This window comes from Caulobacter sp. P1_D6, from assembly GCF_056406095.1.
Window position 1 is genome coordinate 1 of sequence record NZ_JBFUAW010000002.1, and the last position, 14,360, is coordinate 14,360.

Consider the following 14,360-nt stretch of genomic DNA (forward strand, 5'->3'; position numbering starts at 1 on the left):
CGCGTGTATTGCCCATTGGCCCGCGCCCTCGGCGGCTGGTCCCCTCGGAAACGACAGGGATCGGGTCCGGCTAAGCCTCAACAGGGCTGCCCACCGGATGCTGGCGGATAACGATGGCGCGGAGCGGTCGGCTTCGTCGAAACGGTATTCATTCAAAGAACTCCGGACGTCGTCCGGCGCTCCGCGACCCTTTCCATTCCCTCTCACAGCCGAAGGCGTGAGCTTGCAGCGCCGTGCCCGCTAAGACTTGCCCCCACCTGGCGGCTTCGCCGCCTGTCCGCCCCCACAGGGGGCGGAGGACGCACCCTCTTCCCCCTGTGGGGGAAGACGACCGCGAAGCGGTCCGTAGGGGGCAAGTGGTCGCCGCGCCAAGCCTCCGCATTTGACTTCCGTAGCGAAAGAAGACGAACCTTCGCATACGAAACAACCGAAAGCCGCCGCGTGACCTCCTACACCGACCTGCTCGCCGCCATGACCGCCACCGACACCGGCTTCACCGCCCAGGTCACCGACGACTGGCGCCAGGGCCGCACCACCTATGGCGGGCTCAGCGCGGCGCTGTGCGTCGAGGCCGCCCAGCGGACCTTTCCCGACGCCCCGCCCCTGCGCTCGGCCCAGTTCGCCTTCGTGGGTCCGGCGGCGGGCGAACTGTCGATCCAGGTCACGCCGCTGCGCCAGGGCAAGTCGACCCTGTTCGTCGCCGTCGATCTGCTGGGCGAGCAAGGCGTGGCCACCCACGGCGTGCTGACCTTCGGCGCGGCGCGGGCGTCGGTGGTGGCTTACAGCGAGGTCCCCTGCCCGGCCGTCGCCCGCCCCAAGGCGTGCGAGCCCTTCTTCCCGGGCGAGCGCGGCGGCCCCAACTTCACGGGCCAGTTCGAGGTGCGCATGGCCGGCGGCGCGCGGCCGCTGTCGGGCGGGGCCCCGGAATATCTGCTGTGGATCCGCCACCGCGATCCGGCCGCCCGCTCGCTGTCGGCCCTGGTCGCCCTGGCCGACACCCCGCCCCCGCCCGCCATGACCCTGTTCCCGACCTTCGGTCCGATCTCGACCATGACCTGGGCCCTCGACATCGTGGGCTTGCCCGGCGAACACGACGACGGCTGGCGTCTGCTGCGAAGCCGGGCGGAAACCATCGGCGACGGCTATTCGACCCAGGACATGACGCTCTGGGACGGGGCCGGCACGCCGTTGATCGTTGCGCGGCAGAACGTGGCGGTGTTCATCTGAGGGCTGGCCAAGTTGGGGGAAGACGCGTGACTCGGAAGACCTTGCTGATCGGCGGCGCGATGGCCGCGCTCTTGGCCTGCGCGCCGCCTTCGCTGGCGGCCCCGGAGCCCGCCAAGTCGATCGCCATGGACGCCAAGACGCCGGACGAGTTCCTCAAATCGCTGACGCCGGCCGCCACCTCCGGCATGATCATGCCGCGTGGCGGTTCGATCACCGAGACGCAGGCCCTGCTGAGCCGCGGCAAGTCCACCGCGAAGGACCAGGCCCTGTTCCTGCTCTGGGCCTATCACATCCACAACCCCAAGCTCCACGCCGTCATCGCCCTGAACCCGCACGCCTTGGCCGACGCCCGGGCGCTGGACGCCGAGCGCGAGGCGGGCAAGGTCCGGGGGCCGCTGCACGGCGTCTCGATCCTGCTGAAGGACAATATCGAAAGCGCCGACGACACGGCCACCACCGCCGGCTCCCTGGCGCTGAAGGACAACGTCACGGGTCGCGACGCCCCGCTGGTCAAGCGGCTGACCGACGCCGGCATGGTGATCCTGGGCAAGACCAACCTGTCGGAATGGGCCAACATCCGCTCCAACCACTCGATCAGCGGCTGGAGCGCCGTGGGCGGCACGGTGCGCAACCCCTATGTGCTGGACCGCAGCGCCTGCGGTTCGTCCAGCGGCTCGGGGGCGGCGGTGGCGGCGTACCTGGCCCCGGCCGCGATCGGCACCGAGACCGACGGCTCGATCACCTGCCCCGCCGCGATCAACGGCCTGGTCGGCCTCAAGCCCACCGTCGGCCTGGTGTCGCGCACCCACATCGTGCCGATCAGCCACAGCCAGGACACCGCCGGCCCGATGACCCGCACGGTCACCGACGCGGCCCTGGTCCTGACCGCCATCGCCGGCTCCGATCCCGCCGACCCGGCGACCAAGAAGGCCGACGCCCGCAAGACCGACTACGCCAAGGGCCTGTCGAAGGACGCGCTGAAGGGCGTGACCCTGGCCGTCGCCCGCTTCTACACCGGCTATTCCCCGGGCACGGACGCGGTGTTCGAACAGGCGCTGAAGGACCTGAAGGCCCAGGGCGCGACCCTGGTGGACGTGAAGACCTTCGACGAAGGCCCGATCGGCAAGGCCGAGGGCGTGGTGCTCTACACCGAGCTGAAGGTCGACCTGAACGCCTACCTGGCCTCGACCGACCCGGCCAAGGTCAAGACCCGCACGCTGGAAGGCCTGATCGCCTTCAACGAGGCGACCCCGAAGGAGCTGGAATGGTTCGGCCAGGAGAGCTTCCAGAAGGCCCAGGCCACCAAGGGCTATGACGATCCGGAGTACATCAAGGCCGTCGCCGACGGAAAGCGCCTGGCCGGGCCCGAGGGCATCGACAAGATCCTGAAGGCTGCCGGCGCGGTCGCCATCGTCGCCCCGACCACCGGTCCGGCCTGGACCATCGACCCGCTGAACGGCGACCACTACGGCGGCTCGTCCACGACCCTGCCCGCCGTGGCCGGCTATCCGCATCTGACCGTGCCGATGGGCGACGTCGGCGGCCTGCCGGTGGGCCTCAGCTTCATCGGCCCGGCCTGGAGCGAGGCGCGGCTGCTGAACCTGGGCTACGCCTATGAACAGGCGACGATGAAGCGCAAGGATCCGAAGTTCCTGAAGACGATCGCGCCGGAGAAGTAGGTCCTCCCCTCAGGGGGAGGACTTCAGACCTTCGGCCGGATCACATCGACCGGAGGCGGCGGCGGGGTCACCCGCGAGGGGTCCACCGGAACCGGCGGGGGGCCGCCGTTCGGCGGATAGTAGGGATAGCGCGGCCCGCAGGCGCTCAGCGCCAGCAGCAGTCCGCCCAGCAGCAGGGCCGTCCTCAGCATCCCGAGCGTCCATCGGGGCGCGGGCCCGGCGGCAGGCTGCCGTTCGGTCCCAGGCCGAGGCCGTCGCGGAAGCAGCGGTTGTCGGCGCGCGGGTCCCAGTACTGGGTCGAGCCGTCCGGCGCGCGGAAGGCCCAGCGCTCGCCGGTCTGGCCCGTGCGGCCGCTGACCGCCATGTCGCCAGGACCGTCGGAATTGACGCGGTAGGCGTCTCCCGACAGCTTGTCGACGGCGCAGGACTCGGTGACGCCGGGCCGGCTGAGATCGCCGCGCAGGGCGGCCGACGAACCGGTCTCGCGGTTGAAGGCGCTGACCTCGGTCTGGCCTTTTCCGCCCACGAACACCTGGGTGCCGGTGGCGCGGTCGTAGGTCATGACGTCGGGCGCCTCGCCGGTCAGGGGCGCGCCGCAGGGCATGGGGCGCCTGGAGGGACCGGGTCCGCCGGGGCCGCGATCCTGGGCCGAGGCGAAGCCGACCAGGCTGGTCGAGGCGATCAAGGCGGCCATCAGGCCGACGGCGAGCTTGCTCATCGCGAAGTTCCCCCTTGAGGAACATAGGGTTGCGGCGAACCGGGGCCGACCGGCCCGCCGGCGGCGGCCGAGGCGTCCAGGGAATCGACGGGGCCGCCGGCCAGGGCGGGCACCGCGACGCCGGCGGTGACGATCGGCGCGGGCCAATAGCCGTCGAAGTCCTGCCGCGCCCGGTCGCGGGGCGTGCGGAACAGCTCCGGTCCCTCGAACCACGGCTGGCAGGTCAGCTTGCCGTCGAAATAGCCGGTGATCAGCGCCTCGCAGCCGCCGGGCTTGGCGTAGACGCGGTTGTCGCGGGCCCGCACCTGGGCGCCGTTGTCGGCGAACAGGCCGGCGCGCATCACCCCGGCGATGGCGTTGTCCGAGGCGTAGACCGTGCCCGAGCCCGCATAGATGCCGACGTCGGTGGCTTCCAGCTTGCCTTCCAGCACCCGCAGGTCGGCGTTTTCCAGCACCACGGCCCAGTCGCTGTCGCGGACCACGGGACGCAGCAGCGTGGTCTCGTCGCCGCCGCCCACATAGATGCCGCGCGAGAAGCCGTCGACATAGAGGCCCTCGATCTGCACCAGCTGCGAGCGGTTCATGCCCGCCAGCACGAAGCCGGCCGAGTTGCGGCTGCGGCTGGAGCCGGTCCAGTCGCCCAGGCGGATGACCCGCATGTCGCGGATGCGGCTGTCGTCGCCGGCCTCGAACGCCGCGCCGATGGCGGTGGCGGCGACCTCGACATTGTCGACCATGACCGTGCCGGTCGCCTTGACCACCGCCTGGCGCGTGCGGCCGATGAAGGTGGTGTTGGCGACTTCGAGGCGGCCGTCGCTGAGGTCCAGCGCCGACCCTTCGCCGTCGTAGCGGATGACCACGTCCTTCAGCGCCAGCTCGGTGGCGCGGCCGGTGATGCACGAGGCGGACCCCGCCCGCATCGCGTCGATGCCCACGCCCTCGATCACCACGTAGGCCACCCCCGGGGCGATGCGGATGCAGGGCTGATCGATCGGCGCGACCAGGATCGGCCGGCCGCGCGACGGGACATAGCCCTCCACCACGATGTTGACCGAGCGGGTGATGTTCAGCGAGTCGACGCAGGCCCCGCCGCCGCGCGAACGCAGGGTCAGGGTGTCGCCGTCATAGAGCCGCTCCAGCACCTCGCTGACCTCGCCCGGATAGGCCCGGTCGCAGTCCACCCAGGTGCGATAGCGCCCGGCCCGGCCGTAGCCGTAGCCCGTGCCGTAGCGCGGCTTGTGCTTGCGATAGTGCTTGGTCCGGCAGCCGGACGACAGGTTCGGATCCAGCAGCAGGCCGAAGCACGGGCGGATCTGCTGGTCGATCTTGGCGTCGGGCGATCCCGCGACGGCGACCTGCGGCGCGACGCCGAGCGCCAGGCCGCCAACCACCATGGTCCCGGCCGCCAAGGCCGCGACGAGCGTGCGGAGGCGGATCATCGATAGTCCCTTTCGGCATAGGGCTGGGGCCGAGGCTCGCCGGCGGCGCGCGGCGGCCGCGAGACCTGCGACAGCAGCTGCTGCAGCCGCCAGACCGACGGCTTGAAACCGGCCAGGGCCCCGTCCAGCTGGTAGACCACGGCCTTGGCCCGGTCCTGGTCGGCCACGCCCTGCAGGCCCAGCGAGAAGAAGGTCGACATGGCGTACTTGGCCTCGGCCGACCCCTGGCGCTCGGCCTCCTCGTACCAGTGATAGGCCCGGGCGTAGTCGCGCGGCACGCCCACGCCCTCGGAGTACATCACCGCCAGCACCAGCTGGGCCTTGGACGAGCCGTTGACCGCCGCGTACTGGACGGCGCGCACCTTCTCGATGTTCGTCAGGCGGCCCGTGATCGGTCGGCCGATCATGGCCTGGAAGGTCTGGGCGTCGTTGGTGCTCAGCATGCGCTCGTCGAGCACAGGCGACGGGATCACTCGCAGATAGGCCAGGGCCTCGCCGATGTGCACGAACGGCAGTTCGTTCAGCCGCGCCAGGGCCGCCTCCTTGGCGTCGCCCGACGGATCGCTCTCGTCGGAATGCGGCACGCCGCTGTCGGGCGATTCCGGCGGGTAGAACTCGTACGGCGGGATCCAGCGCTTGGCCTTGGTCTCGACGAAGCCGCCGTAGGAGGCCCGCTGCGGCGACGATCGCTCGAAGTCCTTGAGCATCACATAGGCCGACACGTCGCCGGTCTGCACCGCCAGGTAATTGTAGAGATAGGCGTCGACGTCGTTGCGGCGGAACAGGTCCAGCGCGGCCGGGGCGCCGGTGCGCTTGGCCGACCCGTAGGCCTCGATGGCCTGCAGGTTGTCGGACGGCTCGCCGAAGGGGCCGAAGAAGCCGTCGTGCATCCGCGCCAGCACCCGGTAGCCGTCGGCCCCCTGGGTGGAAAGCACGTAGATCACGCGGTTGCGGACCTTCTCGCGTTCCTCGGTCGACATCCGCGACAGCAGGCGGTCCAGCGCCCCATAGGCGGCATGCCGTTCGAAGGCGCGGCAGTCGTCGAATCGCGACAGCGGACCCTTGTCCTTGCCGTTGCGGCGCTCGTAGGCGGCGATCGGCGAATAGCCGCCGGAATTGGCCAGGGCCATGGCGTACCAGACCGCCGCCTCGACCGGGTCCTCGAGATTCTTGTCGACCCCGCGCTGCCCCTCGTAGCGACGGGCCAGCTCCAGCTGGGCGAAGAAGTCGCCTCGGAAGCCGCCCTGGCGAAGGGCGCGGATTTCCTGCTGCTGCTGATTGAACTGGCCCGAAACGCCCTGCGCGGCCTGCGGCCGGGGGCAGGCGCTGGCGCGCTTGTGGAACAGGAAGTTGGGTCCGGTGTCGCAGCCGACCAGCGGAATCACCACCGCCGCGACGACGGCGCCGACCGGCACGCGGCGGATCAGCGTCGCACGATGTTCAACCAGATAGGCCAGCCCACGCTTGAGGGCGGCGAGATGAGAAACAGCATTGCTGGTCTCGTGCATCGCTCCCCCTCAGCACGCCGTTAACCATGATTTCCAAATCACTCATGTGCTTGGCCGTAGTGACTGTCAAGCTCAGGGAACGCTGTTCGCAAGACGGTCATGAAGATGCCCACAGAAGGATTCTCGTCTCAGGAGAATCCCTAGGTTTTCAGTCATGGCCCAGCTTTCGCCACACGGCGCGCGCCAGCATGATGCGCAACCTTGAGAGGATTTCAGATCATGGCGTCAGGTCTCGTTCGCGTCCTCGGCTCCACCGCTCTTTCGTTCTTGATCGCCAGTTCCACGAGCGCCCCGAGCCTTGCCTCACCGTCGCCCGGCGATGGGGCCGTGACGCCGGAGGCCTGCGCGGCGCTCGGCTATGCGTCGCGCGATGACGGTGGCTATATGGCGCAGGCTCGAAAGCGAGCGACCCTGACGCAGACCGCCCCGACCGGCGTCGCGCCGCCTCCTCTGCCGATCCCGCCGGTCCAGGAACGATTCGCGGGTCCGCCGCCTCCTCCGCCCCCGCCGCCTCCCCCGCCGCCGGCTCCGATGTCCTACAGCGGCTTGGCGGCGGATATCGGCGCCTTCCCGCCTGGTCGCCCCGGATTCCAACCGCCCGTCCGCGACACCGAGAAGTACCCCGGCGCGGCCGCCAACCCGGTCAAGCGCGTGGCCGAGGAGCCGGTGTCGACCTTCTCGATCGACGTCGACACCGCCGCCTATGCCAATGTCCGCCGGTTCCTGAACGAGGGCGCCGCCCCGCCGCGCGACGCGGTCCGGGTCGAGGAGCTGGTCAACTATTTCGACTACGGCTACGCCCGCCCTACCGCCAAGGAGCCGCCGTTCAAGCCGACCGTGGCCGTCGTGCCCTCCCCCTGGTCCAAGGACCGGCAGCTGCTGCACATCGGCGTGCAAGGCTACGCCACGCCCAAGGCCGGCCAGCCGCCGCTGAACCTGGTGTTCCTGATCGACACCTCGGGCTCGATGTCCGGACCCGACCGCCTGCCGCTGGCCCAGAAGGCGCTGAACGTGCTGATCGATCAGCTGCGACCGCAGGATCGCGTGGCGATGGTGGCCTATGCCGGCTCGGCCGGAGCGGTGCTGTCGCCTACCGACGGACGTTCGAAGCTGAAGATGCGCTGCGCCCTGACCGCGTTGCACTCGGGCGGCTCGACCGCCGGCGGCCGAGGCCTGGAGCTGGCCTACGCCCTGGCCAAGCAGAACTTCGACCCCAAGGCCGTCAACCGGGTGATCCTGGTGACCGACGGCGACTTCAATGTCGGGATCGCCGAACCGGCGCGCCTGAAGGACTTCGTGGCCGACCAGCGCAAGAGCGGCGTCTACCTGTCGGTCTACGGTTTCGGTCGCGGCAACTACAACGACACGATGATGCAGGCCCTGGCCCAGAACGGCAACGGGGCGGCGGCCTATGTCGACAGCCTGCAGGAGGCCCGCAAGCTGCTGCGCGACGACTTCGACAGCGCCCTCTTTCCTATAGCCGACGACGTGAAGATCCAGGTCGAGTTCAATCCGGCCAAGGTCAGCGAATACCGGCTGATCGGCTACGAGACCCGGCTGCTCAATCGCGAGGACTTCAACAACGACCAGGTCGACGCCGGCGAGGTGGGTTCGGGCGCGTCGGTGACGGCGATCTACGAGATCACCCCCGTGGGGGCCAAGCCCTCGTCCGATCCGTTGCGCTACGGCGGCAAGCCGGCGGCGGCGACGGGCGGGAGCGAGCTGGCCTTCCTGAAGATCCGCTACAAGCCGCCGGGCGGCTCGACGTCCAGGCTGATCGAGCGACCGATCGGCGGCGCCGACGTGCGTTCGAGCCTGGCCGCCGCCCCGGAGTCGACCCGCTTCGCCGTGGCCGTGGCCGCCTACGGCCAGAAGCTGCGCGGCGATCCGTGGGTCGACACCGGTTTCGATTGGGACGCCGTCACCGGCCTGGCCCAGGGAGCACGGGGCGAGGACCCCTACGGCTTGCGCGCCGAGTTCGTGCAGTTGGCCCGGGCGGCCAAGGACGTGAAAGGGAGCTAGGTGATCAGCCCCAGGAACGCCAGGCGGTCACGCTGCTCGCGCGTTCCTGGGGTGAAGTACTTTTCGGACCAGGCGTCGGTGTCCTTGAGGGCGAAGACCTGATTGGCCTCCAGCTTCTGGTCCTTGCGCGACCGGAACCAGTAGTGCTCGAACATCCGCATGAAGTCGGCGACGTAGACGTCGGCCACCGCCGTGTCGCCCCGGAAGACCAGCACATTGGAGTCGTTGTTCACGGTCGAGTTGGTCGAGAAGTTGGCCGAGCCGGTGATCAGGATGGGGTCGGGCCCGAACGGGTCGGCCAGGATGATCTTGGAGTGGATGTGGATGCCGGCGTGGTGGAAGCCCTCGTCCATCATCAGCCGGTCGCGATCCAGCTTTCGCTTCTGGAAGTCGGCCAGCTTGATGCCCTCGAACGGCTTGGCCACGGCGGCCATGTTGCCCGGGTCGGTGTTGAGCGCGTCGATATTGCCCTTCGCGCCGTATGACCCTTCCTTGTCGGCCAGCATGAACCGCATCGCCCCGTCGCTCGGAGATCCCAGCACGTTGCGGATCTTCTCGTGCAGGGCGAAGGGCGCGCTGACCATCAGCACCTTGGCCGTCTTGCAGACGTCGGCGTAGAGATCCAGCATCGCTAGCCCGTTCTGCGGCGAGAACAGCGGCGTCGCGCCGTGCTGCAGCGCCGCCCGGCTCAGCGGCGTGGGCGTGATCACGTCGTTCCTGGCCTGGGTGTCGTTGATGCTCAGGTCCTGGGCCAACACCTGGAAGCCGGCCTCGTAGGTCGCCGCGACACCGGCGTCGTAGACCGCGTGGCCGACGTTCAACTGGCCGTAGATGCCGCCCTCGGTCCAGTTGGTGCCCCCGGTCCACACCGCGATCGGCTTCAGCGACCCGGCCGCGTCCTTGCGCAGCAGCACCAGGTACTTGTTGTGCATGATCGCCGAGCCCTGGGTGCGGGGCGTCGTCGGGAAGGTGACATTCAGGCTCTCGATCGCGTGCCTGTTCTCGTCGGCCGTGTTGCCCCCTTTTCGGGCGTGATAGACGATGTGCACGTCGGCGCCGCGTTTCTGGGCCTGGATCAGCGCCCGGATCGGCGTCGGCTTCTCGAACTCGTAGACGCAGCCGTGCAGGGCGAAGTCCGGCCCGTCGGCCTTGGCGATGAACGCCACCAGCCCCTCTTCCAGGCCGCGCGACAGCCAGGTCAGGGCCTCGGGGATATCGTCGGGGTCGTTGTCGCCGAACTTGTTGACGTAGGCCTGGCTGGCCGCGGCCCCGCGGTTGAAAAAGATCGAGGTGGCCTCGTTGCGGCAGTCCTCGGTGCGAAGTTCCAGAGCGACGCCGCCCGGGATGGCGTCGAAGCCGCCGGGGCGCTCGGCGTCAATGCCCTGGGCCAGGATCTCCGCCGGCGTTCCGTAACGGGCGACCACCCGGTAGCGATAGAGCCTACCGGGCTCGGTGGTGTAGTCGCCCCAGCGGAACTTCTGCAGCGGCGCCCGGGCGGTCGTCACCCATTCCGGGTTCGGATCGCTCATGAAGCGCAGCGAGTTGGGCAGCCAGCGGCGGTCGCCGGTGCCGACGTCGGTGCGCTCGATCGAAAAGCCCAGGCATCCGGCGCGGCGCTCGTCGGCCACGTCGAACGCCAGCAAGGCCGCGTGCGTCCCCGCGATGACCCTGACCGTCAGGCCGTCCTTCGAAGCTCTAGCGCGCATCCGCCCGCCTCCACGCCCATTTGGACGGGAGCATGGACGAGACGCACCTTAAAGGCGAGTCTCGTTGAGCGGGCCGCGACTAGCGTCCGGTGGGCATGTCCTTGAACGCCACGTCCTTGTCGACCCGCACGTCGCCGGGCAGGCCCAGGACCCGTTCGGCGATGATGTTCTTGAGAATCTCGTCGGTGCCGCCGGCGATCCGCAGGCCCGGGGCCCACATCAGGCTCTGCTGGAACGCCGCCTCCATGGGCGCCAAGGCCGGATCGGTCAGGATGCCGTATTCGCCCTGGGCCTCGACGGCGGTGTTGGCCAGGTCCTGCAGCTGGTTGGCCGAGATGATCTTGCCGATCGAGCTTTCAGGTCCCGGCGTCTGGCCGCGCGACAGGGCGGTCATGGTCCGGAAGCGGGTATATTTCAGGCCCTGGGAATTGACGTACCAGTCGGCCAGCTTCTCGCGGAAGGCCGTGTCCTTCAGGGCCGGACCGTTGGCGCCCGACAGACCGCGCGCCAGCTCCATCACCTGGCGATAGTCCGGTCCGGCCGAACCGCCGACCGCCAGCCGCTCGTTCATCAGGGTGACCAAGGCGACCTTCCAGCCGTCGCCGACCGCGCCCAGCCGCTGGCTGTCCTTGACCCGCAGGTCGGTGAAATAGACCTCGTTGAACTCGCGCCCGCCCGACATCTGGTGGATCGGCCGGCACTCGACCGCCGGATCGCGCATGTCGATCCAGAACATCGTCAGGCCCTTGTGCTTGGGCACGTCGGGATCGGTGCGGACCAGCAGGATGCCGTAGTCGCAGTAGTGGGCGCCGGTGGTCCAGACCTTCTGGCCGTTGATCACCCAGTCATCGCCGTCCTTGACCGCTCGGGTGCGCAGGGCCGCCACGTCCGATCCGCCGGCCGGTTCGGAGAACAGCTGGCACCAGATCTCCTCGCCCTTCACGGCGGGCGAGACGAAGCGCTGCTTGGTCTCGTCGTTGGCGAAGGCCATGACCGTGGGCACGCACATGCCCAGGCCGATGGTGAAATAGCCGTAGCCGACACCGGCCTTGGCCTCTTCCTGGCCGAAGATCACCGACTGGATCGGCGTGCCCCCGCCCCCGCCCACGCCAGCGGGCCAGGTGATGCAGGCGTAGCCGGCGGCGGCCTTGCGGGCCTGCCAGGCCTTGCCCGCCGCCATGTGCTCGGGTGTGGTCGGCTTGGGCTCGCCATGCTCGGCGCGGTGCGCGGCGGCGGCCTCGACCAGCCAGGCGCGGGCCTTCTCGCGATAGGCGGCTTCCTCGGGGGAGTCGTTGAAATCCATGATCTTTGTCCCTAAGCCGCGTTCTTTTTCTCGAGCTCGCTCACCAGCCGCTCTTTCCAGAGCTTGGGCGAACCGGCCACCAGGCTCAGCTGTCGCGAGCGGCGGTAGTAGAGGTGGCAGTCGACGTCCCAGGTGAAACCCATGCCGCCATGCACCTGGACGCTTTCCTTGCTGGCGAACCAGAAGGCGTCCGAGGCGGCGATGCGGGCGGCGGCGGCGGCGGTCGGCAGTTCCGGCGCATCGACGTTCAAGGCCCAGGCGCCGTAATAGGCGTTGGAGCGGGCCACCTCGTTCTTGACGTACATGTCGGCCATCTTGTGCTTCATCGCCTGGTAGCCGGCGATCACGCGGCCGAAGGCGTAGCGGCCCAGGGCGTATTCGCGGGCCATCTCCAGGCAGCGATCGGCCCCGCCAAGCTGTTCGAAGGCCAGCAGGACGGCGGCGCGGTCGAGGATCGCCTGCACCAGCTCAAACCCCTGCCCCGCCTCGCCCAGCCGGTCGGCGACCGCGCCGTCGAAGGTCAGGCGGGCCACGCCGCGCGTCGGGTCCAGGCTGTCCAGGGTCTCGACCTTCACACCGCTGGCCTTCAGGTCGACCAGGAACAGGCCGGGACGCCCGCCCTCGTTGGCCAGCACCAGGGCCATGCCGGCCGCGTCGCCATCGGTGACCGGGATCTTGACGCCGCTGAGCTTGCCGCCCTCGACCTTCGCCTGCAGAGCCGAGGGGGTGATCACGCCGGGACCTTCCGAGGTCGCCAGGCAGCCGATCAGTTCGCCGGCGGCGATGCGCGGCAGGATGGCCGCCTTCTGGGGGTCGCTGCCATGGGCCATCACGGCCTCGGCCAGAACGTAGACCGTCGAGGCGAAGGGGATCGGCGCCACGGCCCGGCCCAGCTCCTCGGCGATGGCGCACAGCTCCACACGCCCCAGGCCCAGGCCGTTGTATTCCTCGGGAATGGCCGCCCCCAGCCAGCCCTGTTCAGCCACCGCGCTCCACAGTCCGGCGTCGTAGCTCTTGGCCGGATCGTCGAGGACGCCGCGCACCACCGAGGAGGGACAACGGGCGGCAAGGAACTTGCGCGCCTCGTCCTTCAGAAACTTCTGATCGTCGGAATAGTCGAAATCCACCTGGATTCCCTCCCTTGGCGCCCGCTCTTGTGGGTGGCGACGCGTCTTGAGGGCACGATGAACGATCGTTCGCCCGAGGGAAAGATTGACCTCGCGTCAAGGATTTCAGGTTCTTATGGCGGTCCCGAACTCAGCGAGAACGCGTGCGTGGCAAAGACCGTCTTTCAGCGGAACCAGAAGGTGTGGGTCGAGAGCGTCGGCGCCTGGGCCACGATCGAGAAGATCGTGCCGGTCTGGGCCAAGGGCTTCGACGAACCCGTGCGCGTCACCTACGACGTGGGCCTGGGTCGCGAGTTCCAGGCCGGCGAGCTGAAGGCGGAAGACCGCATCGACGAATCCGGCGGCGCCGCGGTGGCCAACTGGCGCATCCTGCGGGCCCGCAACAAGTGGCAGCAGGAAAGCGACTGCCTGCACCACCCCTATCCCGGCACCTATCCGGTGGTGGTCACCGATCCCAACGACTGGGGCGGCTGGCGCACGCCCGGCGCGGAATACGATCGCGATCCGCGCAAGATCGAGTTCCAGGCCCGGCTGATCGCCGCCGCGCCGCAGCTTCACGCCCTGACCCGCCAACTGATCGAGCTGGCCGCCGACAATCCCGAGGACGCGCCGCCGGCCCTGGTGGCCCTGGCCCAGCGCGCCTCGGCCATCGAACGCGGCCTCTACGAGGTGCCGGCCGCCGCCGAGGCCGCGCCGGGCGTCGTCGAGGCGGGCTAAGCTTCCGAGCGCGGCTTGAAATTCCCGCGCTTCCAGGCCCAGTACAGCACCACCATCGCTACGCCGGTGCCGATCACCATGGCCGGGACCGAGGCCTCCGGACCGAAGGCGCCGCCGCTCAGCCAGTCGGGCGCGCCGGCCTTGGGCGCGCTCAGGTAGAGGCTCTCCTTGACCTCGATGCCCGAGACCCGCGCGCCCCAGATCCAGCCCTGGGAGAAGTTCCAGGCCGCGTGCACGCCGATCGACACCCACAGGCGGCCGGTCAGCAGGTAGAACGAGGCCAGCATCAGGCCGGCTTCCACCGCGATGGCGATCGCGGCCACAGGCGTGGCGTTGGGATTGGCCAGGTGCAACGCACCGAACAACGCCGCCGACAGGCCCAACGCCGGCCAGATCCCGAAGGCCCGCATCAGCAGTCGCAGCACGATCGCCCGGAAGATCAGCTCCTCGAAGAATCCCGAGGCGATACCGACATTGACCATGGCCCACGGCGAAGACGCCCGCGGTCCCGAAATGTCGTAGAGGCCGAACATCAGCAGGGCCGCGACCACGGCGCTGAGCATCGCGGCTCCCACCACCAGTCCGGTCAACAGTTCCGGCGCGGCCTGCTCGAGGCCCAGTTCGCTTGGCCAGCGGCCTTCGGCCAGGCGCACGAAGCCGGCATAGAGCGCCAGCCCCAAGGCGCTGAGCGCGGCGACCAGGACGACGCTGAGCGGCGTGCCGCTGGCGCCCTCGGCGGGCTCGCCCACCTTGCTGGCCAGCGCGTAGGCGAAGATGAAGGCCACGAACAGCAGCGCCCCCCAGCCCAGCGACCTCAGCCAGCGCAGGGGTCCGGGATGCAGGAAGCGCTCCGCCCCAATATCGAGACCAGCGGGTGGTGAAACGTCCGTAAGCGACATGAAGCACAATCCCTG

General features: G+C 69.4%; 12 protein-coding genes. 4 read left to right on the top strand and 8 right to left on the bottom strand.

What is annotated here, in order from left to right; translation table 11 throughout:
- The first annotated feature begins 441 nt into the window (after positions 1 to 441).
- Together AC1DYP_RS00760 and AC1DYP_RS00765 are read left to right on the top strand one after the other, a co-directional pair.
- A complete protein-coding gene (locus tag AC1DYP_RS00760; RefSeq protein WP_477044704.1) occupies positions 442 to 1,227 on the top strand; it encodes a thioesterase family protein in 786 nt (261 codons plus the stop codon).
- Between the two features lie 185 nt (positions 1,228 to 1,412).
- A complete protein-coding gene (locus AC1DYP_RS00765; protein ID WP_477044809.1) occupies positions 1,413 to 2,906 on the top strand; it encodes an amidase in 1,494 nt (497 codons plus the stop codon).
- Between the two features lie 23 nt (positions 2,907 to 2,929).
- On the opposite strand, the gene AC1DYP_RS00770 is transcribed toward AC1DYP_RS00765, so the two are convergent.
- The 4 genes from AC1DYP_RS00770 to AC1DYP_RS00785 are packed head-to-tail and all read right to left on the bottom strand — an operon-like array spanning position 2,930 to position 6,571.
- Positions 2,930 to 3,097: a hypothetical protein gene (locus AC1DYP_RS00770; RefSeq protein ID WP_477044705.1), complete on the bottom strand. Its 168-nt coding sequence runs from the start codon at positions 3,095 to 3,097 to the stop codon at positions 2,930 to 2,932.
- Positions 3,091 to 3,624, bottom strand: a complete 534-nt coding sequence (locus tag AC1DYP_RS00775) for a hypothetical protein (protein WP_477034650.1) — start codon at positions 3,622 to 3,624, stop codon at positions 3,091 to 3,093. The genes AC1DYP_RS00770 and AC1DYP_RS00775 overlap by 7 nt, the downstream gene beginning before the upstream one ends.
- Positions 3,621 to 5,063 carry a right-handed parallel beta-helix repeat-containing protein gene (locus tag AC1DYP_RS00780; protein WP_477044706.1) on the bottom strand — a complete coding sequence of 481 codons (1,443 nt, stop codon included), beginning with the start codon at positions 5,061 to 5,063 and terminating at the stop codon, positions 3,621 to 3,623. Before AC1DYP_RS00780 ends, AC1DYP_RS00775 begins: the two co-directional genes overlap by 4 nt.
- Complete coding sequence (locus AC1DYP_RS00785) at positions 5,060 to 6,571, bottom strand: tetratricopeptide repeat protein (RefSeq protein WP_477044707.1); 1,512 nt, start codon at positions 6,569 to 6,571, stop codon at positions 5,060 to 5,062. Before AC1DYP_RS00785 ends, AC1DYP_RS00780 begins: the two co-directional genes overlap by 4 nt.
- Positions 6,572 to 6,790: 219 nt before the next feature.
- Between AC1DYP_RS00785 and AC1DYP_RS00790 the strand changes: the two genes are divergently transcribed.
- Positions 6,791 to 8,593 (top strand): vWA domain-containing protein, encoded by a 1,803-nt coding sequence (locus tag AC1DYP_RS00790; protein ID WP_477044708.1) that lies wholly within the window; start codon positions 6,791 to 6,793, stop codon positions 8,591 to 8,593.
- Here the strand turns inward: AC1DYP_RS00790 and AC1DYP_RS00795 are convergent.
- From AC1DYP_RS00795 to AC1DYP_RS00805, 3 genes are all read right to left on the bottom strand, one after another.
- Positions 8,590 to 10,299, bottom strand: a complete 1,710-nt coding sequence (locus AC1DYP_RS00795; protein ID WP_477044709.1) for a phospholipase D-like domain-containing protein — start codon at positions 10,297 to 10,299, stop codon at positions 8,590 to 8,592. The genes AC1DYP_RS00790 and AC1DYP_RS00795 overlap by 4 nt on opposite strands.
- A gap of 79 nt (positions 10,300 to 10,378) precedes the next feature.
- Positions 10,379 to 11,602, bottom strand: a complete 1,224-nt coding sequence (locus AC1DYP_RS00800; protein WP_477044710.1) for an acyl-CoA dehydrogenase family protein — start codon at positions 11,600 to 11,602, stop codon at positions 10,379 to 10,381.
- Between the two features lie 11 nt (positions 11,603 to 11,613).
- Entirely contained in the window at positions 11,614 to 12,729 is a 1,116-nt protein-coding gene (locus AC1DYP_RS00805; RefSeq protein WP_477044711.1) for an acyl-CoA dehydrogenase family protein, read from the bottom strand.
- A 147-nt stretch (positions 12,730 to 12,876) separates the two neighbouring features.
- Here AC1DYP_RS00805 and AC1DYP_RS00810 point away from each other — a divergent pair, with 147 nt between their 5' ends.
- Positions 12,877 to 13,446 carry a hypothetical protein gene (locus AC1DYP_RS00810; protein WP_477034657.1) on the top strand — a complete coding sequence of 190 codons (570 nt, stop codon included), beginning with the start codon at positions 12,877 to 12,879 and terminating at the stop codon, positions 13,444 to 13,446.
- Here AC1DYP_RS00810 and AC1DYP_RS00815 read toward each other — a convergent pair.
- A complete protein-coding gene (locus AC1DYP_RS00815; RefSeq protein ID WP_477034658.1) occupies positions 13,443 to 14,345 on the bottom strand; it encodes a lysostaphin resistance A-like protein in 903 nt (300 codons plus the stop codon). The genes AC1DYP_RS00810 and AC1DYP_RS00815 overlap by 4 nt on opposite strands.
- Between the last annotated feature and the right edge of the window lie 15 nt (positions 14,346 to 14,360).

Coding starts and splice junctions, on each gene's coding strand:
- AC1DYP_RS00785 (WP_477044707.1), bottom strand. CDS start 6,571: ATGCACGAGACCAGCAATGCTGTTTCTCATCTCGCCGCCCTCAAGCGT.
- AC1DYP_RS00790 (WP_477044708.1), top strand. CDS start 6,791: ATGGCGTCAGGTCTCGTTCGCGTCCTCGGCTCCACCGCTCTTTCGTTC.
- AC1DYP_RS00800 (WP_477044710.1), bottom strand. CDS start 11,602: ATGGATTTCAACGACTCCCCCGAGGAAGCCGCCTATCGCGAGAAGGCC.
- AC1DYP_RS00780 (WP_477044706.1), bottom strand. CDS start 5,063: ATGATCCGCCTCCGCACGCTCGTCGCGGCCTTGGCGGCCGGGACCATG.
- AC1DYP_RS00765 (WP_477044809.1), top strand. CDS start 1,413: ATGATCATGCCGCGTGGCGGTTCGATCACCGAGACGCAGGCCCTGCTG.
- AC1DYP_RS00795 (WP_477044709.1), bottom strand. CDS start 10,299: ATGCGCGCTAGAGCTTCGAAGGACGGCCTGACGGTCAGGGTCATCGCG.
- AC1DYP_RS00815 (WP_477034658.1), bottom strand. CDS start 14,345: ATGTCGCTTACGGACGTTTCACCACCCGCTGGTCTCGATATTGGGGCG.
- AC1DYP_RS00775 (WP_477034650.1), bottom strand. CDS start 3,624: ATGAGCAAGCTCGCCGTCGGCCTGATGGCCGCCTTGATCGCCTCGACC.
- AC1DYP_RS00770 (WP_477044705.1), bottom strand. CDS start 3,097: ATGCTGAGGACGGCCCTGCTGCTGGGCGGACTGCTGCTGGCGCTGAGC.